This is a genomic window from Flagellimonas maritima (assembly GCF_003269425.1).
In the GTDB taxonomy this organism is placed as follows: Bacteria; Bacteroidota; Bacteroidia; order Flavobacteriales; family Flavobacteriaceae; genus Flagellimonas; species Flagellimonas maritima.
Window position 1 is genome coordinate 2,308,730 of the sequence record NZ_CP030104.1, and the last position, 19,364, is coordinate 2,328,093.

A 19,364-nucleotide genomic window follows, 5' to 3' on the forward strand; every position below is an offset into this window, starting at 1 on the left:
TTTGATGCGTATTTTCATTGCCATTACATTTTTGGTTTTTGCATACTACACCTTTCAAGCAATTAGGACGCTGGTAAAAAACTCAGTAGTACGGATAATATATTGGGTTCTCATTGCTGTGGTGTTGACATACTTTGTTTTCGAAATTGCACTGGATATCTCCAACGTTTTCATAATCCATGAAAAACTAATGGGTTTTGCACTTTTTCTCGCGCTCTATATTTTTTTGATGCTCACCAGTTTTTCAATGCTTTTTGAGGATATTGTTCGTTTTGGGAATGCGCTAATAAAAATGCGCAAATCGGAAACCTTTACAATTCCTTCAAGAAGGGGTTTTATTTCAAAATTTGCATTGGGTATAGCGGCCATACCCTTCTCGACTTTGGTGTACAGCATTTATAAAGGGAGATACAATTTCAGAATATTCGATTACTTGCTCACCTTTGAAGATTTACCGCAAAACTTTAATGATTATAAGATCGTGCACATATCTGATTTTCATTGTGGTGGATTGGACAATTATGACGAAGTCCGCAATGCCATCAAACTAATAAATGACCAGCAAGCTGATATGATTTTGTTCACTGGCGATTTTGTAGATAGAAGGGCAAATGAGATCGATGATTGGAAATCATTGTTTTCATCACTTAAGGCCAAAGATGGCAAATATTCAATCCTTGGTAACCACGATTATGCAAATTACGTGGATTGGCCTACGCTTGAAGAGAAACAGGCCGATTTTGAACTGTTAAAACGTCATCAAAAAGAGATGGGCTTTGATTTACTTTGTAATGAAAATAGAATTTTGTCAAAGAACGGACAAAACCTCTCCCTAATTGGGGTTGAATACTGGGGATATGACAGTTTATTGAGAGAGGGTGATTTGGATCAAGCTTTCTCTGGACTAGAAACAGAGAGCTTTAAGATTGTAATGACCCATGATCCAACTCATTGGCAGTATAGGGTAGTTGACCATGAAGTACATATTCCGCTTACGCTTTGTGGCCATACCCATGGCATGCAATTTGGAATAGAAGTACCGGGGAAATTTAAATGGACGCCTGTAAGGCATGGTTTTAAATATTGGGCCGGCTTGTACAAAGAGAAGAACCAGTATTTAAATGTAAATAGAGGTTTTGGATACGCTGGATTTCCGGGAAGATTGGGTATTTGGCCCGAAATCTCGGTAATTACTTTAAAAAAATCGAATTCTTAATAGGTAAAAATGGTCGATTTATTCGTTTAATCAGATAAATTCGTAAAAAAAAATTTATGCTCCGCTGGATTATTTTCTTCATCATTTATTTGGTATTGGGTTTTTATTCTTTTCAAGCTGTAAAAACGGCATCTCGATACCCATGGGTGCACTATCTATTTATTGCTTTATATATACTTGTCATCGCAAATTTTTTATATCAGTTTATGGGTACGGATGGTGGTAGGGTATTAAGTAGGCCCAAAAGTTATGCTTTCGGATTTCTGTTGGCGATGCTTGCCTTTCAAATAATTACCATCATATTTCTTTTTAGTGAAGATATTTTCAGGCTCCTTTTGGGGGTTTATCAAAAAATTTTCAGCACCGAAAAAGAATTTAGCATACCATCCAGAAGAAGGTTCTTAAGTTTGATAGCCCTTGGTGTTGCAGCGTTGCCTTTTGGTGCATTGCTTATGGGAATGTACAAGGGTAAATATAATTACAAAGTATTAAAATATCAATTGGAATTTGATGATCTTCCTGATGCTTTTGATGGTTACCGGATCACCCAAATATCAGATGTTCACAGTGGTAGCTTTGATAACCGAAAGAAAGTTGCTTATGGGGTAGATTTGATTAACAAACAGCAAAGTGATGTTATCTTGTTTACTGGTGATATGGTAAACAACAAAACGGAGGAAATGAGACCTTGGGCCGATTTATTTTCCACGTTAGAGGCTAAGGGTGGAGTTTATTCTGTTTTGGGGAATCATGATTATGGCGATTACGTTGATTGGGAATCGGAAGCCGAGAAAAAGCAGAATCTGAAAGATTTGAAAGCTCTTCAAAAAGAGATGGGATTTGATCTTTTGCTGGACTCACATAGGTATTTGGAAAAAGATGGTGATAGGATCGCACTGCTTGGTGTCGAAAATTGGGGCAGGGGCGGTTTTAAAAAAGCAGGGGATCTTGAAAAAGCCAAAGAAGGGGTTGCCAAAGATGACTTTAAGATTTTGATGAGCCATGATCCTTCGCACTGGGAAGACGTGGTAATCAATGATGACTATCACTTTCACCTAACGTTAAGTGGGCATACACATGGAATGCAGTTTGGAGTAGAAATTCCTGGGTGGATTAAATGGAGCCCTGTAAAATGGCGATATAAGTATTGGGCGGGTATCTACGAAGAGCTTGGTCAGTTCATAAATGTGAATCGTGGATTCGGTTTTATTGGTTATCCCGGCAGGGTCGGTATTTGGCCCGAGATTTCCGTGATTACCCTTAAAAAGAAAGGTTTAACTTGAATTTAACGCATATCTTCCTGTTCTGAATTAAAGTGAAACATAGATTTTAACAAAATTTCTTACTTTTGGTCGGTAAACCGAAGAAATATACATGTCTAAATTTGGTGAACTTATCGATTTGAAAGTACCGGTCTTACTGGACTTTTATGCAGAATGGAACGATCAATCCACATCAATGCACCCTGTGTTGCGCGACGTTGCAGCAGCTCTTGGCGACAAGGGAAAAGTTATTAAAATTGATGTTGATAAAAATAAAGAGCTCTCACAGGCTCTCAGAATCAAAGGTCTGCCCACACTAATGATATATAAAAAAGGCGAAATGGTCTGGCGACAGAGCGGGGAGCAGGACGCCAATACTTTAATAGGCATTCTCAATGAATATATCTAAAGCGAGGTTTAAACCTCGCTTTTTTATTCCTCAATGGTAGAATTGTCTTTTACTGCCTCAATGGTATCAAGTGCTACAGAATCCTGTAGGTCTGGATCAGACATGGGTTGTTCTTCAAAATATTCTTCTTCATCGTCTCCCATGAATTGAGAAAATTTATCAATATATTCATTAAAAATGACCGTTTCGGATTCTGCCAAATCTCTATCCTGATTTTCAATAAGAATATCGATATTTCTACGATAAGCTTGCATATCTGCCAAAATATCATCAATTTTTTCATACTGTTCGTCCAAAGGAATGCCTGCGTAGTATTCTAAGCGATTTTGATAAATTTTCTTCAACTTTTCGAAGAGCGCTCTTGCTTTTTCCGTTTCACCAACCTTATAATAGCCATCAACAAAGGGCTCTACAAAAGCATAAAAATAAAAATGCTCCACTGGCATATTGGTCATGGCAATATCAATGACTTCTTTGGCTTTTTCAATTTTGTTTTCTGCAATCAACTTTTCCATTAATCTAGCTAGGTTGCTTCTAAAAGAGAGTCCTTGTGATCGTGTTTGTGGATCATGGTAGATTTTATCGCTACCAGAATTGCCCCATTCCCATTTTTTGACGATATCGTACATTAAATCGCTATCGATGCGTCCCATTTCAAAAGAGCTTTGATTTTTGGTCTTTATTGGGACCAATTTGTAAACCAATCCATCTAACTGAAGATAATCCTTCATCCAAATATATTCGGCACTATCAAAACTTCCTCCAGAAAAATAAATAGGCCTTTTCCAATCGTTGTTTGCAATTAGATCCAACATCAATATCCTGTTCTTGGGCAAAGCATTCTTTGGAAGGTCAATATCTATGTAATCCACTATTAATGCAGAATCTTTTTCTTTTACCAGTCCACTTTCCAAAACGTTTTGTTTATTGACTGGGATTCTGATTTTATTGGTAGGATAGTAAACGATATCCAAATTACTTTCGGGATAGCTGCTTAGGTCCGCACCTTGTTTCTCAAGCAAATATTTGAATTTGGTTTGTGGCTTGTCGCTGCCTATCCAATTGATAAAATCTTTAATGTTCCAACGATTTTCTGTAACACCTTGGTAATACACCGCATCCCTTGAACCATATCTATATTTATCATGGGTAAGTTGTGAAGGAATCGGGTCGCTTTCATACGCTTTTCGCTTCATTTGGTCAATATACCAATCCGTTGCAAAAAGACTGGTGTTTACGATACGCACGTCAGTTCTATGGCCTTCAATTTCTTGAACGTACCACAATGGGAAAGTGTCATTGTCTCCAATAGTAAATAAAATGGCTCCCACATCCTCTTTTGTCGAATCCAGATAAGCCTTAGCGGTTGAATTGGCCGTATAACGATTTGAACGGTCGTGATCATCCCAATTTTGAAAGGCCATCAACAACGGAACAGCCAAAAGACAGAGCGAAGTGATTGCCGGGGCAGCAATTTTTGCCGATAGCAGCTTTTTGAATTCATCAAATAAACCATAGACGCCAATACCTATCCAAATACAGAATATATAGAAAGACCCTACCAACGAATAATCACGTTCCCTCGGCTGAAATATATATGGATTTGTATAAAATTGAATGGCGAATCCCGTGAATATAAAAAACACGAAGAGCACCCAAAAATGTTTTGGATTCTTTGAAATTTGGAAAACGATCCCTATAATCCCCAATAACAATGGCAAAAAGAAATAAGTGTTCCTGCCTTTGTTGTTTTTCCAATCATCTGGAAGGTTGTTTTGACTGCCCAAGCGAAGACTGTCCACAAAACCGATGCCACTCAACCAATTTCCGTTTTCATCATATCTCCCTTGAATATCGTTTTGCCGCCCTACAAAATTCCACATAAAATAGCGCATATACATGTAGCCAAATTGGAAATTGAAAAGATAGCCCAAATTCTGGCCCAATGATGGTGGCTCTACTTCTATATACTCACCGAATTCCCTAAGGAACCTAATGTATTGCTCTGTGTCCAACTCTCCCTGGGCATAGGCATCCTTAAATTGGGCCACTGCTTCCCTAAGTTCATTGTTGGAGATGTATTCAGATTTGATTCGGAACTCCAGGACTCCAAAATAGCGCATATAGTTTTCCGCATGTTGATCGCTCCATAATCTTGGCAGAATGCCCACATGCTTTTCATTGGGTCCTTGGATGGCATCTTTGTAATTATTTACAATGACATACTTTCCAAGTTTTTCATCTTTTTCATATTTCGGTTTGTCATCAATATCCTCTCCTGCTGGTGCAAAAGTATCGGAATAATAAGCGCCATAGAAAGGACTTTCAACACCGGGGTATTGTTCCCTATTGTAATATGCCAAAAGCGAACGTGCATCAGAAGGATCATTTTCGTTGACTACCGTCTTTGCATTTGCTCTTATTGGTAGCATTAACCAAGATGAGAATCCTAGCAAAAGAAACATAAGACATAAAACTATGGTATTCGCGGTATAAAAATTATTTTTTCGGGTATACTGCAGACCAAAATAAAATGCAGCTATGAAAAGCAGTCCCATTATAATAGTCCCTGAATTGAACGGTAAACCAATATTATTGATAAAGAACACCTCGCTCCACCCAAACAGTTTGAGCACATAGGTCAATGAGAATTTGTAGACCAACATTAAAAGCGCAACGACAATTGCGTTGGCCAGGAGAAAATTCTTTACCGTTGTTTTTTTGTACTTTTTAAAGTAGTAAAGTAACCCTATTGATGGGATGGCCAAAAAGCCCATAAATTGAATCCCGAATGTTAAACCGATGAGAAAGCAGATAAGCAATAGCCACCTGTCACCTCTGGATTCTTCGAGATTATCGGTCCATTTTAAACCAAGCCATAACAATAATGCCATAATCAAGCTTGCCATAGCATATACTTCCGTTTCCACGGCATTGAACCAAAAACTGTCTGAAAATGTAAAGGCCAAAGCGCCAACCAATCCACTGCCAAAAATTGCTATAGCCTTGCTGTTGGTGATTGGTTTCTTGTTGGAAACAAGTTTTTGTGTCAAATTGGTAATCGTCCAAAAAGTAAATAATACTGCAAAGGCACTCGAAACGATTGAAACGGCATTCACCATCAGTGCTACTTTAGAAGTATCCCCAAATGCAAACATTGAAAAAAAGGCTCCGATCATCTGTAACAAGGGCGCTCCAGGCGGATGACCTACTTGCAATTTTGCCGAAGTGGTTATGTATTCCCCGGCATCCCAAAAACTACCTGTCGGCTCTATGGTCAGTGCGTAAACAATAAATGCTATAGTAAAGGATACCCATCCTAAGATGGTATCCCATTTTTTGAAGTCTTTTGCAAACATAAAAATTGGCGTTTACCAAGTTGGGGCGAATTTAGTAAATATAGTAGAGAAGGTAGTTGATTTTTGGAAAAGCTTTAACATGAAGTTCCAATGAAAAATTAGTCTGGAATCTTCTGAAATTTTTTGCCTAAACCAAAGTTTGTCTTAAATTTGCACGCTCTTACTGAAATAAGTTCAGCAAAAGTATTGGTAATGACCCATGGTGTAATTGGCAACACAGCTGGTTTTGGTCCAGTCGTTCTAGGTTCGAGTCCTAGTGGGTCAACTAGATAATAAAAATCCTGATTTCGAAAGACATCGGGATTTTGTCTTTAGAGAAATCGCGGGATGAGAAGTTTGCAATGAGTGTAGTCGGAGGGAGTCCTGGTCGGTCAACAAGAAGAGATAATAATCCTGACATTCCAGTTGGGATTTTTTGTTCAATCCCTATTTTGCAAACAAGAGAATTATCGTATATTTGCACCACTGAACGAATAAGATGGTATTCATGAGGGGACTTCGAGTCCCCTCTTTTATTGTTCGATTTTATGTTTAAGGAAAAGGTAGCATCATTATTAAATAAAGCTTTGGAAGAAAAGCCATCTTTGTTTTTAATTGATTTTACGGTTGAAAACAATAACACGATTCGAGTGATCTTAGATGGTGACAATGGAGTCGATCTTAAAGATTGTATGGATATAAGCAGGGCTATTGAGCACAATCTTGATCGTGAAGAAGAAGATTTTGCTCTTGAGGTAACCTCTGCGGGAGCTACTTCACCATTGGAATTACCGCGTCAGTATAAAAAGAACGTTGGCAGAAAATTATTGGTCAGGACTGTAGATGAAGAGTTGGAAGGAAACCTGACAAATGCAACGGAAGATAAAATTACCTTGGAGTGGAAGGCGCGCGAGCCCAAAGCTATAGGTAAAGGAAAAGTTACGGTACAGAAAAAGCGGGACATTGCATTTTCTGATATCCATGAAGCAAAAGTTATATTAAAATTTTAATTGTAGTTCAAAAATGGAAAACCTGGCGCTCATCGAATCCTTTTCGGAATTTAAGGACGATAAGTTTATTGATAGGGTAACGCTTATGGCTATTTTGGAAGATGTATTCCGAAATGCCCTTAAGAAAAAGTTTGGTTCTGATGAAAATTTTGACATCATTATCAACCCTGATAAAGGAGATTTGGAGATTTGGAGAAACCGTATAGTGGTTCAGGATGGAGAAGTGGAAGAGCCCAATGAAGAAATCTCATTGTCTGAGGCTAGAAAAATTGAACCTGACTTTGAAGTAGGGGAGGATGTTTCTGAAGAAGTAAAGTTGATGGACTTGGGAAGACGGGCTATTTTGGCCTTACGTCAAAATCTGATTTCCAAAATTCACGAACACGATAACACAACGATTTATAAGCAGTTTAAAGATCTTGAAGGAGAGATTTACACTGCAGAGGTACACCATATTCGCCATAAAGCAATTATACTATTGGATGATGAAGGAAACGAAATCATACTCCCAAAGGAAAAACAGATTCCATCAGATTTTTTTAGAAAAGGAGATAATGTAAGGGGTGTGATTGAAAGTGTTGAACTCAAAGGTAATAAACCTGCAATCTTAATGTCCAGAACTTCTCCAATTTTCTTGGAACAATTATTTTTCCAAGAAATTCCAGAGGTTTTCGATGGGTTGATCACTATCAAAAAAGCGGTAAGAATTCCAGGCGAAAAAGCAAAGGTTGCTGTAGACTCGTATGATGATAGAATTGACCCTGTTGGTGCCTGTGTTGGTATGAAGGGTTCCCGTATTCATGGGATAGTTAGGGAATTGGGCAATGAAAATATCGATGTAATCAATTGGACAAACAATTCACAACTCATGGTTACACGAGCGTTGAGCCCGGCAAGAGTATCGTCTGTAAAGCTGAACGATGAGAAGAAAACTGCCCAGGTTTATTTAAAACCGGAAGAAGTTTCCAAGGCAATAGGTAGAGGGGGTCATAATATCCGATTGGCTGGTCAACTAACTGGTTATGAGATTGATGTATTCCGTGAGGGTGTTGAAGAGGATGTGGAATTGACGGAGTTCTCAGATGAAATAGAAGCATGGGTCATTGATGAATTCAAGAAAATCGGTTTGGACACAGCAAGAAGCGTTCTGGAACAAGATGTGAACGATTTGATAAAGAGAACCGATTTAGAAGAAGAAACCGTTCAGAATGTGGTGCGTATTCTTAAAGAGGAATTTGAAGATTAAACTATATATTAGCAGCGAATTTTAGGGCTAGGAAATACAATTTATGGCAGGAAACCCAACAATAAGACTTAATAAAGTTCTCAGGGAATTGAACATTTCACTGGATAGGGCTGTGGACTACCTTTCTTCTGTGGGGCATGAGGTAGAGGCAAGGCCTACTACAAAGATTACGGATGAAGTGTATCAAGTGCTGTTGGATGAGTTCCAAACGGATAAGAGCAAAAAAGTAGCTTCCAAGGAAGTTGGTGAAGAAAAACGTAAGGAAAAAGAAGCACTTAGAATTCAAATTGAGCAGGAACAAGAGGAACGAAGACTTGCAAGAGAGCGAAGAAACGCTCAGCAGGTCATAAAAGCCAAAGTAGAGCTTTCAGGACCAAAGACCGTTGGTAAAATAGATTTGAACAAAAAGGTCGAGAAACCTAAAATCGAGGAGAAGCCAAAAGAAGTTGAAGAACCAAAAGTTGAGGCGAAAGAAGTAAAAGTTGAAGAAAAACCTGTTTCCAAAAAAGAAGAGACAGTAGCTCCAGTCACTGAACCCAAAGTAAAAGCAAAAGAGGCACCCAAAAAGGAAGAAACTGAAAAAGAAGAAACCGAAGTTAAGGAGCCAGAGACAATTGAAACGCAGTATAAAAAACTTAGTGGCCCAAAAATAACAGGGGACAAAATAGACCTTTCAAAATTTAATAAGCCAAAGAAAAAGAAAGAAGAAACCAAAAAACCCGCTGCGTCGTCTTCCGATAACAGTTCGGATAGAAGAAAGCGTAGAAAGCGGATTATCAGTAAAAACCCAACACAGTCCGGAGGCGGAAATCGCCCGAACAATAGGGGCGGCAACAGTGGTCCGGGCAGGAGAGGAAATCAACGTTCATCTGCTCCCAAGGTCGAGCCAACCGAAGAAGAAGTACAAAAACAAGTACGGGAGACGCTTGAGAAACTCCAAGGAAAATCCAGTAAGGGCAAAGGTGCAAAATATCGCCGAGAGAAAAGAGACCAGCATCGTCAGCAAACAGAAAAAGATCTTGAGCTCCAAGAACTGGAAAGCAAAACACTAAAAGTTACAGAGTTTGTTACGGTAAATGAGGTTGCCACCATGATGGATGTGTCCTCTACCCAGATCATATCGGCATGTATGTCGTTGGGAATCATGGTGACCATGAACCAGCGCTTGGATGCAGAAACACTTTCTATTGTAGCTGAAGAATTCGGTTACGAAGTAGAGTTCGTTACTGCTGATATTGAAGAGGCTATTGAAGAGGAAGTGGATGCTCCGGAAGATTTGCAGCCAAGAGCTCCAATCGTTACTGTCATGGGTCACGTAGATCATGGTAAAACATCATTATTAGACCACATAAGGGAAGAAAATGTTATTGCCGGAGAAAGTGGTGGTATCACCCAGCATATTGGTGCATACGGCGTTTCATTGGAAGATGGACAAAGAATAACATTTTTGGATACACCCGGTCACGAAGCTTTTACAGCAATGCGTGCACGTGGAGCCCAAGTAACGGATATTGCAATTATCGTAGTAGCAGCGGACGATGATATTATGCCACAGACCAAGGAAGCGATCAGCCATGCTCAAGCGGCAAATGTTCCAATTGTTTTCGCTATAAACAAAATTGATAGGCCTACGGCGAATCCAGATAAGATTAAAGAAGGTTTGGCAGCAATGAACCTATTGGTAGAAGATTGGGGAGGTAAAATACAATCCCATGATATCTCTGCGAAAACAGGACAGGGTGTAAATGATTTGTTGGAAAAAGTCCTTTTGGAAGCTGAATTATTGGAACTAAAAGCAAATCCTGACCGATTGGCTTCTGGAACCGTAGTTGAGGCTTTCTTGGATAAAGGCAGGGGATATGTTTCCACTATTCTGGTCCAGACAGGGACTTTAGAAATAGGGGATTATGTTTTGGCCGGGACGTGCAGTGGTAAAGTAAAGGCCATGCAGGATGAGCGTGGAAAGGATATCAAAAAAGCTGGACCCGCTACACCGATTTCAATATTAGGTCTGGACGGAGCACCACAAGCTGGGGATAAATTCAGCGTTTTGGAAGATGAGCGTGAAGCAAAACAAATTGCAACTAAGCGCTCACAATTGCAACGTGAACAATCAGTCCGTACACAAAGGCATATTACTTTGGATGAAATAGGTAGGCGAATCGCTCTAGGAGATTTCCAAGAATTGAACATTATCCTAAAGGGTGACGTTGATGGTTCTGTGGAAGCATTGACAGATTCGTTCCAGAAATTATCTACGGACGAAATCCAGGTCAATATTATTCACAAGGGAGTTGGTGCCATAACAGAATCTGATGTCTTGTTGGCAAGCGCCTCAGATGCAATTATCATTGGATTTAATGTTAGACCAATGGGAAATGCACGAACTGTAGCCGATAAGGAAGAGATTGATATCAGAATGTATTCCATTATTTATGATGCGATTAATGATTTGAAGGATGCAATGGAGGGTATGTTGTCTCCAGAAATGAAAGAAGAGATAACCGGTAACGCTGAAATCAGGGAGACCTTCAAAATTTCTAAAATTGGAACTATTGCAGGATGTATGGTGACGAGCGGAAAGATATTTAGAAACTCACAGATACGTTTGATCCGCGAGGGTGTTGTTGTTTATACTGGAGTGCTATCTTCTTTAAAAAGATTTAAGGATGATGTAAAGGAAGTGTCCAAAGGATATGATTGTGGTCTGCAAATTAAAAATTACAATGATATTAAGGAAGGTGACATTGTAGAGGCATTCCAAGAAGTAGCCGTTAAGAAGAAGCTATAATAGATAAAGATGAGTATCCAATAAAAAAACCCGCTTTAGCGGGTTTTTTTTATCTAGAATTAGTTTCTGGTTTTAATAACATAGCATTTGGATACTTTTTTCGAACTTCCAAATACTTACGTTCAGCTTCCAATTTTGTTTTGAACTTACCTAAACGAACACGATAGGTTGGAGATTCAAACTCTATTTTTGAATACCAGTTTGGGAAATCGATATCTACTTTAGATTTTAGATTTTGCGCTTTTTGAAAACTTCCAAAACCTACTTGAATTTGATAAAAATCTGCGTTCGAATTTACCTCAGTATACAGTTCAATTAATTCCTTGATACGAGGGTCCTGTTCAATAGTAATACTACCTTCTTGAGCTGAAAGTTGAACTATTGAACATGTCAAAAACGCTGTAAACATTATACTTTTCATCATATGTAAGTGTTTTTATTTACTAACTCTTTACAAATGTAATTTTTTATGGTTAAACAAGATATCCTCAACTTATTTAGAATGTTTATAAATTATCTATTATCAATACCTTAACATTTAAAAAAATGAGTCGATGTCGTATTTTTGTGATCAATTTTAGTGCGGTATAATGCTATATCACTCAGTATCAGTAGTAATTATCGTGCCAAAAATTTCGACAGAAATTTCGTTAATATGAAAAAGGTTTTATACCGCCATCTATTTTCTAAAGTTTTAGGTTTCTCTCTCCTACTTTTATCATTTTCATCTTATGCGCAAGAAGATGCAGTTGTTGAAGAAACTGCGCCTGAAGAAGCCGTAGCTGATGATTCTGCAGCTGCAGCTGGTGATCCGGTTAAGGGAAAACAACTGTTCAACCAAAATTGTGCTGCTTGTCACGCATTGAACCGTAAAATGACAGGGCCTGCACTGGCAAATGTTGAAACAAGGTTGGCGGAAGAAGAAGGGCTTGATAAAGAGTGGCTCTATGCTTGGATTAGGAATAGTGCTGGAATGATAGCTTCCGGAGATGCCTATGCCAATGAAATATATGCCGAGTATAATCAAGCTGCAATGACCGCATTTCCTACACTGTCCAATGCAGATATTGATGATATATTGGCATATACTGCCGCGCCCCCGCCTGCACCTGCCACAGCCGCTGCGAATACTAACGCTGGCGGTACGGATGGAGCTGCCGCAGGAGGAATATCAAATGAAATTATTCTAGGAGCCCTAGCCCTTGTTTTTGGTCTTTTGGTTATTATGCTTTTCCTTGTTAACAAAACTCTCAGGCGTATTGCAGAAGCGAATGGGGTAGTTTTAGAAAAAGAAAAGGCAGAGAAAAGCACTCCAATTTGGAAAGCATTTGTTCAAAATCAGTTTTTAGTACTTGTGAGTGTAATTTTCCTTTTATTGGGAAGTGCATATTTTGCATACGGATGGATGATGCAAATAGGTATCGATCAAGGATACGCACCTATACAACCTATTCATTATTCACATAAGATACATGCGGGCGACAATAAAATTGAATGTAAATATTGTCATTCGTCCGCTAGGGTTTCAAAACATTCGGGCATACCATCTTTGAATGTTTGTATGAATTGTCACAAATCCATCTATGAGTATACGGGCAACCCAGAAGGGCCAAGTCCAGATGATTTGGCAAATGGCTATACCAATGAATTTTACACGGGCGAAATAAAGAAATTGTACAAAGCAGTTGGATGGGATGAGGAAAATCAAAAATATACAGGAGAAAGTCAACCTGTAGAATGGGTTAGGATACATAATCTTCCTGACTTTGCTTATTTCAATCATTCACAGCACGTTTCAGTGGCCGGTATTCAATGTCAGACATGTCACGGTCCTGTAGAGGAAATGGAAATTATGTATCAATATTCTCCTTTAACAATGGGTTGGTGTATAAATTGTCACCGTGAGACCAATATAAAAATCGAGGGCAATGAATATTATGAAGCCATTCATGCAGAGCTTTCCAAAAAATATGGAGTTGAGAATTTGACCGCGGCCATGATGGGAGGTTTGGAATGTGGTAAGTGTCACTATTAAGAAATAAAAGAAGATAATCTCAGATATATCGTATGGCATCAAACAAAAAATATTGGAAAAGCGAAGCGGAGTTAAATCCGAACGATTCCATTGTTGAGGCGCTAAGACAGAATGAATTCACGGAACAAATTCCCGTAGATGAGTTTTTAGGAGACAAAGAAAACTTGTCGGCAACAACTACCAATAGAAGGGATTTTCTAAAATATGTGGGCTTTAGTACCGCTGCCGCAACTGTTGCAGCATGCGAGGGTCCTGTACACAAGTCAATTCCCTATGTTGTACAACCAGACCGTATAGTTCCAGGAGTAGCAAATTATTATGCGACAACCATTGCGGATGGGTTCGATTTTGCCAGTATTTTGGTTAAAACCCGAGAAGGAAGACCGATCAAAATAGAAAATAACACAGATGCCAAGGTAAATGGTGGTGCAAATGCGAGAGTACAAGCTTCTGTTCTCTCCTTATATGATAGTAAAAGGGTTCAAGGGCCAATGGCCAACGGAGAGCCTGTAGACTGGAAAGTTCTGGATGCGACGGTCAAAGCCAAGTTGGGAAGCTTAAAAGGTTCAAATAAACAAATTGCTTTATTGACCCAAACGTATGCTAGCCCATCAACAGATAGGTTAATAGCTGAATTCAAGGCTGAGTATGGTGAAAATGTAAACCATGTAGTCTATGATGCAGTTTCTCAAGATGCTGCGCTAAATGCATTTAATGCTGCTTACGGAGAACGCGCTTTGGCGGATTATAATTTTGAAAAAGCGGATTTAATTGTTTCTTTCGGTGCTGATTTCTTGGCAGATTGGCAAGGTGGAGGTTATGATGGCGGATATGCTAAAGGACGTATACCCAAAAATGGTAAAATGTCCAAACACATACAGTTGGAATCCAACATGTCATTGACAGGCGGTAATGCTGATAAGCGTTACCCTATGACGCCAACACAACAGAAGAATGCCCTTGCCAAATTATATGGTAAATTAAATGGAAGTAACGTAGGTGGCGGAACATCGGATGTTGACGCAGCAGTAGATCGTATCGCTTCACAAGTACGAAAAGCGGGCAGCAAAGCTGTTATTGTCACAGGCCTCAATGACATAAATGCACAGACTGTTGTCTTGGCTATAAATAAACTATTGGCAAGTGAAGCTTTTGATGCTGAAAATCCTAAATATGTTCGTCAAGGAGATATCTCCAAAGTAAGTAAGTTGATTTCTGATATGAATGCAGGTCGCGTAGGAGCTTTGATTATGGATGGTGTCAATCCAGCATATACGCTTCCCAATGCACAAGACTTTATATCTGGTCTGGAGAAAGTTGACTTATCTGTTAGTTTTTCATTCAATAATGATGAAACGGCCCAATCTTCAAAATATGTAGCTGCAGCTCCACATTATTTGGAATCTTGGGGAGATGTTCAGATTAAAAAAGGACATTACAGCTTAACACAGCCTGTTATTCGAGAACTTTTTGACACGCGACAGTTCCAATCGACATTATTGACTTGGATGGGCAGTGACAAAACATATTACGATTATATAAAAGAAACGTGGAGCACTTTTGTGTTGCAGGGTTCAAATTGGAATAAGGCCTTGCAAGATGGTGTATTTACTGCTTCAATGATTTCGGTTTCACCGGAAGTTGAAGAAGTATCATCCGGGACCACAACGGAAACAGAAGAAAATGAGGAAATTCAAGGAAGTATCGTTCCTATAGCTTCGGCAATTCGTTCTTTGGTCAATACTACTGCTTCAGGAATGGAGCTAGTGCTTTCTACAAAAGTTGGTATGGGTGACGGTAGACAAGCGAACAACCCTTGGTTGCAAGAGTTTCCTGATCCAATCTCCAGAGTTTCTTGGGACAACTACTTAACAATTTCAAAAGCCGATGCTGAAGCGTTGGGTATGGAAAACTTTAATGTAGCAGATGGAGGGTTGAACGGAAGTTATGCTAAACTAACTGTTGAGGGTACTGTTTTGGATAATGTCCCGGTAATTATTCAGCCCGGTCAAGCAAAAAATACTGTTGGTCTATCTTTTGGGTATGGTAAAGAAGCTGGAATGAAGGCTGAAATGGCTACAGGTGTCAATGCGTATACCCTATATAATAATTTCTCCAATGTTCAATCAGTTTCCGTTGAGAAATCGGAAGGAATCCATGAGTTCGCATGTGTACAACTGCATAAAACTTTAATGGGTAGAGGGGATATTATTAAGGAAACCACTCTTGAGATATTCAATACAAAAGATCATTACGAGTGGAATCACATGCCCCAGGTTTCTTTAAATCATCAAGAAACCCCCGTTACGTCTCCTGAAGTAGATTTGTGGGAAGGGTTTGATCGCTCAATAGGACATCATTTCAATTTATCGATTGATTTAAATGCCTGTACTGGATGTGGTGCATGTGTTATTGCATGTCATGCAGAAAACAATGTTCCCGTCGTTGGAAAAGAAGAGATTCGTAAATCTAGGGATATGCATTGGTTGCGAATTGACAGATATTATTCTTCTGAAGAAACTTTTGAGGCAGATAATGAAAAGAAAGAAAACATTGATGGACTTTGGGGCGATAACGGCTCTTTAGAGGAATTTGGTGAGATGGAAGATGCTTCGGTCAATCCTCAAGTGGCATTCCAGCCAGTAATGTGCCAGCACTGCAACCATGCACCTTGTGAAACGGTTTGTCCTGTGGCAGCTACCGCACATAGTAGACAAGGTCAAAATCATATGGCATATAATCGTTGTGTGGGTACAAGGTATTGTGCGAACAACTGTCCTTATAAAGTACGTAGATTCAATTGGTTCTTATACCACGACAATGACGAGTTTGATTTCAATATGAACAACGATTTGGGCAAGATGGTCATCAACCCAGATGTTAATGTCCGCTCAAGAGGGGTTATGGAGAAGTGTTCCATGTGTATTCAAATGACACAGAAGACCATTTTAGATGCAAAACGTGACGGTAGAGTTATAAAGGACGGAGAATTCCAGACCGCTTGTTCAGCGGCATGTGGCAGCGGTGCCATGGTTTTTGGAGATATCAATGACAAGGAAAGCAAGATAGCGGAATTGAAGGAAGACGACAGAATGTACCATCTATTGGAGCACGTAGGTACAAAACCCAATGTGTTCTATCATGTTAAAGTTAGGAATACCAACGAGGCTTAATCAATATAATAAGAAGTAACTAGAAGATAAATTATGGCGTCGCATTACGAAGCACCTATTCGAAAGCCCTTAGTTCTTGGAGACAAAGGATACCATGATGTTACCGTGGATATCGCTGCTCCTGTTGAGGGGAAGGCCAATAAACATTGGTGGATTGTTTTCACCATCGCGTTAGTTGCATTTCTCTGGGGTCTAGGATGTATTATTTATACTATTTCCACGGGTATCGGAGTCTGGGGTCTTAACAAGACGGTCAACTGGGCTTGGGATATTACAAACTTTGTTTGGTGGGTAGGTATTGGTCACGCAGGGACATTGATTTCCGCAGTACTGCTTTTGTTCAGACAGAAGTGGAGAATGGCAATCAACCGTTCCGCAGAGGCGATGACCATATTTTCAGTTATTCAAGCTGGATTGTTCCCAATTATTCACATGGGACGTCCTTGGTTGGCTTATTGGGTACTTCCCATACCTAACCAATTTGGGTCTCTTTGGGTAAATTTTAATTCACCGTTACTTTGGGACGTATTTGCAATTTCAACATATTTATCCGTGTCCTTGGTATTCTGGTGGACAGGTTTGTTGCCTGATTTTGCAATGATTCGTGATAGAGCCGTCAAGCCGTTTCAAAAGAAAATATATAGCCTTTTGAGTTTTGGTTGGACAGGTAGGGCAAAAGATTGGCAACGTTTTGAAGAGGTTTCCTTGGTTTTGGCAGGTTTGGCAACGCCCCTTGTACTTTCCGTTCATACCATTGTATCCTTTGACTTTGCCACTTCGGTAATCCCGGGATGGCATACCACTATTTTTCCACCTTATTTTGTTGCAGGTGCAATTTTCTCTGGTTTTGCCATGGTGAACACACTGCTTATCATAATGCGAAAAGTATGTAGCCTAGAAGCTTATATCACTGTGCAGCATATAGAGCTGATGAACATAGTTATTATGATTACGGGTTCTATTGTAGGGTGTGCTTATATAACGGAATTGTTCATTGCATGGTATTCAGGTGTAGAATACGAACAATATGCATTCTTGAACAGGGCAACAGGCCCTTATTGGTGGGCTTATTGGTCCATGATGACCTGTAACGTATTCTCTCCTCAATTTATGTGGTTCAAGAAATTGCGTACCAGCATCATGTTCTCTTTCTTCATCTCAATAGTTGTAAACATAGGAATGTGGTTTGAACGTTTCGTAATCATCGTGACTTCATTGCATAGGGATTACCTTCCATCTTCGTGGACTATGTTTTCCCCAACATTTGTTGATATTGGCATATTTATCGGTACTATAGGATTTTTCTTTGTACTCTTTTTATTGTACTCAAGAACTTTCCCTGTTATTGCCCAAGCAGAAGTCAAATCTATTTTGAAAACATCAGGTGAACGCTACAAGAAACTGCGAGATGCAGGAAAACCCTTGTACGTAATGCCAAAGCGGGGCAAAATAGAAGAACCGATTACGGATGATGTTCTTATGGGAGAAGTGGTCCCGGCAAAAGGTGATAAAGTTGGCGTGACCGAGCTATTGAGTACTATAGGAACTTTTGATTCAACCAAAGAAACGCCTGATGACTTGAAAAAAATAAAAGGTGTTGGCCCTGAAATGGAAAGAATTATGAATGAAATAGGAATTTACACATATGTTCAGGTAGGTAGAATGACCGTTAAAGAATATGATTTATTGGATTCAATAACAGGTAAATTCCCTGGTCGTGCGCAGCGCGATGATTGGGCGGGTCAAGCAAGATTGTTAAATAATAAAAAATAGGAATGGCGTCAAAAGTTATACAGGCACTTTACACTGATGATGATATATTGATGCATGCCGTTAAAAAAGTAAGGGCAGCACACCATCATATCGAAGAAGTGTATACACCTTTTCCCGTACATGGATTGGACAAAGCAATGGGACTTGCGGATACCAGAATAGCGATTACTTCCTTTATGTATGGTTGCTTGGGACTTGCAGTTGCCATACTCATGATGAACTATATCATGATTGAAGACTGGCCACAGGATATTGGAGGAAAACCAAGCTTCAGTTATTTGGAAAATATGCCTGCTTTTGTTCCGATTATGTTTGAATTGACCGTATTCTTTGCAGCGCACTTAATGGTTATTACATTTTATCTTAGAAGTAGGATGTGGCCATTCAAAAATGCTGAAAATCCAGATGTAAGAACTACGGATGATCATTTTTTAATGGAGATAGGCATTCATGACAATGAGAAAGAACTTACGGATTTACTGTGGGATACTGGAGCTGTGGAAATAAATGTTACAGAAAAGGAGTCATAAAATATGAAGCATTTAGTTAAAATAGGTATTGTTTTGATTTTTGTTCTGTTTTTTTCGGCATGTGCTGATAAAAACAGCCCAAATTATCAATATATGCCAAACATGTATGAGTCCGTGGGTTATGAAACCTATGAAAAAGTAGACAACGGATTGTTTCCTAAAGGAACAGAAGCTATGCTTCCAGCGGAAAATACTATTTCTAGGGGATATATGCCTTACGAATTTGAGAATACGCCCGAGGGAAAGGAATTGGCAAGACTGCAATCCAGTCCGCTTGACTCATTAAAACGAGAAGAGAACCTGGCCGCTGGAGGTCAATTATATACTGTTTATTGTGCCATTTGCCATGGTGACAAAGGTGCAGGACAGGGGACCTTGGTCAAACGCGAAAAAATATTGGGTGTTCCCAGTTATGATGACGTTGCCCGTAATATTAATGTGGGGAGTACCTACCATACCATTTATTATGGCTTGAACTCTATGGGTTCTTACGCCTCTCAATTTGCCAACGAAGAAGAGATGTGGCAAGTATCGGAATACGTTATGAAATTAAAGGAAGACCTAACAAAATAATTGGATAA

The 19,364-nt window shown here is 39.3% G+C and carries 13 protein-coding genes and 1 tRNA gene; 12 read left to right on the top strand and 2 right to left on the bottom strand.

The genetic code is table 11. The annotated features are described in order from the left end of the window. Positions 1–4 precede the first annotated feature (4 nt). The 3 genes from HME9304_RS10265 to HME9304_RS10275 all read left to right on the top strand — a co-directional run bounded on the left by HME9304_RS10265 (position 5) and on the right by HME9304_RS10275 (position 2,887). Positions 5–1,216: a metallophosphoesterase gene (locus HME9304_RS10265; RefSeq protein WP_112378510.1), complete on the top strand. Its 1,212-nt coding sequence runs from the start codon at positions 5–7 to the stop codon at positions 1,214–1,216. 56 nt (positions 1,217–1,272) lie between these two features. Next, positions 1,273–2,499, top strand: a complete 1,227-nt coding sequence (locus HME9304_RS10270) for a metallophosphoesterase (RefSeq protein ID WP_112378511.1) — start codon at positions 1,273–1,275, stop codon at positions 2,497–2,499. Between the two features lie 91 nt (positions 2,500–2,590). Next, positions 2,591–2,887 carry a thioredoxin family protein gene (locus HME9304_RS10275; RefSeq protein WP_097046517.1) on the top strand — a complete coding sequence of 99 codons (297 nt, stop codon included), beginning with the start codon at positions 2,591–2,593 and terminating at the stop codon, positions 2,885–2,887. A gap of 23 nt (positions 2,888–2,910) precedes the next feature. Here HME9304_RS10275 and HME9304_RS10280 read toward each other — a convergent pair whose 3' ends face one another. After that, entirely contained in the window at positions 2,911–6,246 is a 3,336-nt protein-coding gene (locus HME9304_RS10280; RefSeq protein WP_112378512.1) for a glycosyltransferase family 117 protein, read from the bottom strand. A gap of 193 nt (positions 6,247–6,439) precedes the next feature. Between HME9304_RS10280 and HME9304_RS10285 the strand changes: the two genes are divergently transcribed. The 4 genes from HME9304_RS10285 to infB all read left to right on the top strand — a co-directional run bounded on the left by HME9304_RS10285 (position 6,440) and on the right by infB (position 11,272). Next, positions 6,440–6,511 (top strand) — tRNA-Gln (locus tag HME9304_RS10285). Between the two features lie 262 nt (positions 6,512–6,773). Continuing rightward, positions 6,774–7,235, top strand: coding sequence for a ribosome assembly cofactor RimP (gene rimP / locus HME9304_RS10290; RefSeq protein WP_112378513.1), 462 nt, complete (start codon positions 6,774–6,776; stop codon positions 7,233–7,235). 13 nt (positions 7,236–7,248) lie between these two features. Then, entirely contained in the window at positions 7,249–8,481 is a 1,233-nt protein-coding gene (gene nusA / locus HME9304_RS10295; RefSeq protein ID WP_112378514.1) for a transcription termination factor NusA, read from the top strand. A gap of 43 nt (positions 8,482–8,524) precedes the next feature. After that, on the top strand, positions 8,525–11,272 hold the full coding sequence (gene infB, locus HME9304_RS10300) for a translation initiation factor IF-2 (RefSeq protein WP_112378515.1): 2,748 nt from the start codon (positions 8,525–8,527) through the stop codon (positions 11,270–11,272). Between the two features lie 49 nt (positions 11,273–11,321). Here infB and HME9304_RS10305 read toward each other — a convergent pair whose 3' ends face one another. Beyond that, the gene (locus HME9304_RS10305; protein WP_239023248.1) at positions 11,322–11,696 is read right to left on the bottom strand and encodes an SPOR domain-containing protein; all 375 of its coding nucleotides are present in this window, start codon (positions 11,694–11,696) and stop codon (positions 11,322–11,324) included. 231 nt (positions 11,697–11,927) lie between these two features. Here HME9304_RS10305 and HME9304_RS10310 point away from each other — a divergent pair, with 231 nt between their 5' ends. Genes HME9304_RS10310 through HME9304_RS10330 form a run of 5 tightly spaced genes read left to right on the top strand, consistent with a single transcriptional unit; the run spans position 11,928 to position 19,356 of the window. Continuing rightward, entirely contained in the window at positions 11,928–13,307 is a 1,380-nt protein-coding gene (locus HME9304_RS10310; RefSeq protein ID WP_112378516.1) for a cytochrome c3 family protein, read from the top strand. Positions 13,308–13,339: 32 nt separating this feature from the next. Continuing rightward, positions 13,340–16,480, top strand: coding sequence for a TAT-variant-translocated molybdopterin oxidoreductase (locus tag HME9304_RS10315; protein ID WP_112378517.1), 3,141 nt, complete (start codon positions 13,340–13,342; stop codon positions 16,478–16,480). Between the two features lie 33 nt (positions 16,481–16,513). Further along, entirely contained in the window at positions 16,514–18,253 is a 1,740-nt protein-coding gene (nrfD, locus tag HME9304_RS10320; RefSeq protein ID WP_112378518.1) for an NrfD/PsrC family molybdoenzyme membrane anchor subunit, read from the top strand. Positions 18,254–18,255: 2 nt separating this feature from the next. Further along, positions 18,256–18,783 carry a DUF3341 domain-containing protein gene (locus HME9304_RS10325; protein ID WP_112378519.1) on the top strand — a complete coding sequence of 176 codons (528 nt, stop codon included), beginning with the start codon at positions 18,256–18,258 and terminating at the stop codon, positions 18,781–18,783. A 3-nt stretch (positions 18,784–18,786) separates the two neighbouring features. After that, on the top strand, positions 18,787–19,356 hold the full coding sequence (locus tag HME9304_RS10330; RefSeq protein ID WP_112378520.1) for a c-type cytochrome: 570 nt from the start codon (positions 18,787–18,789) through the stop codon (positions 19,354–19,356). The last annotated feature ends 8 nt before the right edge of the window (positions 19,357–19,364 follow it).

Coding starts and splice junctions, on each gene's coding strand:
- HME9304_RS10265 (WP_112378510.1), top strand. CDS start 5: ATGCGTATTTTCATTGCCATTACATTTTTGGTTTTTGCATACTACACC.
- HME9304_RS10270 (WP_112378511.1), top strand. CDS start 1,273: ATGCTCCGCTGGATTATTTTCTTCATCATTTATTTGGTATTGGGTTTT.
- HME9304_RS10275 (WP_097046517.1), top strand. CDS start 2,591: ATGTCTAAATTTGGTGAACTTATCGATTTGAAAGTACCGGTCTTACTG.
- HME9304_RS10280 (WP_112378512.1), bottom strand. CDS start 6,246: ATGTTTGCAAAAGACTTCAAAAAATGGGATACCATCTTAGGATGGGTA.
- rimP (WP_112378513.1), top strand. CDS start 6,774: ATGTTTAAGGAAAAGGTAGCATCATTATTAAATAAAGCTTTGGAAGAA.
- nusA (WP_112378514.1), top strand. CDS start 7,249: ATGGAAAACCTGGCGCTCATCGAATCCTTTTCGGAATTTAAGGACGAT.
- infB (WP_112378515.1), top strand. CDS start 8,525: ATGGCAGGAAACCCAACAATAAGACTTAATAAAGTTCTCAGGGAATTG.
- HME9304_RS10305 (WP_239023248.1), bottom strand. CDS start 11,696: ATGATGAAAAGTATAATGTTTACAGCGTTTTTGACATGTTCAATAGTT.
- HME9304_RS10310 (WP_112378516.1), top strand. CDS start 11,928: ATGAAAAAGGTTTTATACCGCCATCTATTTTCTAAAGTTTTAGGTTTC.
- HME9304_RS10315 (WP_112378517.1), top strand. CDS start 13,340: ATGGCATCAAACAAAAAATATTGGAAAAGCGAAGCGGAGTTAAATCCG.
- nrfD (WP_112378518.1), top strand. CDS start 16,514: ATGGCGTCGCATTACGAAGCACCTATTCGAAAGCCCTTAGTTCTTGGA.
- HME9304_RS10325 (WP_112378519.1), top strand. CDS start 18,256: ATGGCGTCAAAAGTTATACAGGCACTTTACACTGATGATGATATATTG.
- HME9304_RS10330 (WP_112378520.1), top strand. CDS start 18,787: ATGAAGCATTTAGTTAAAATAGGTATTGTTTTGATTTTTGTTCTGTTT.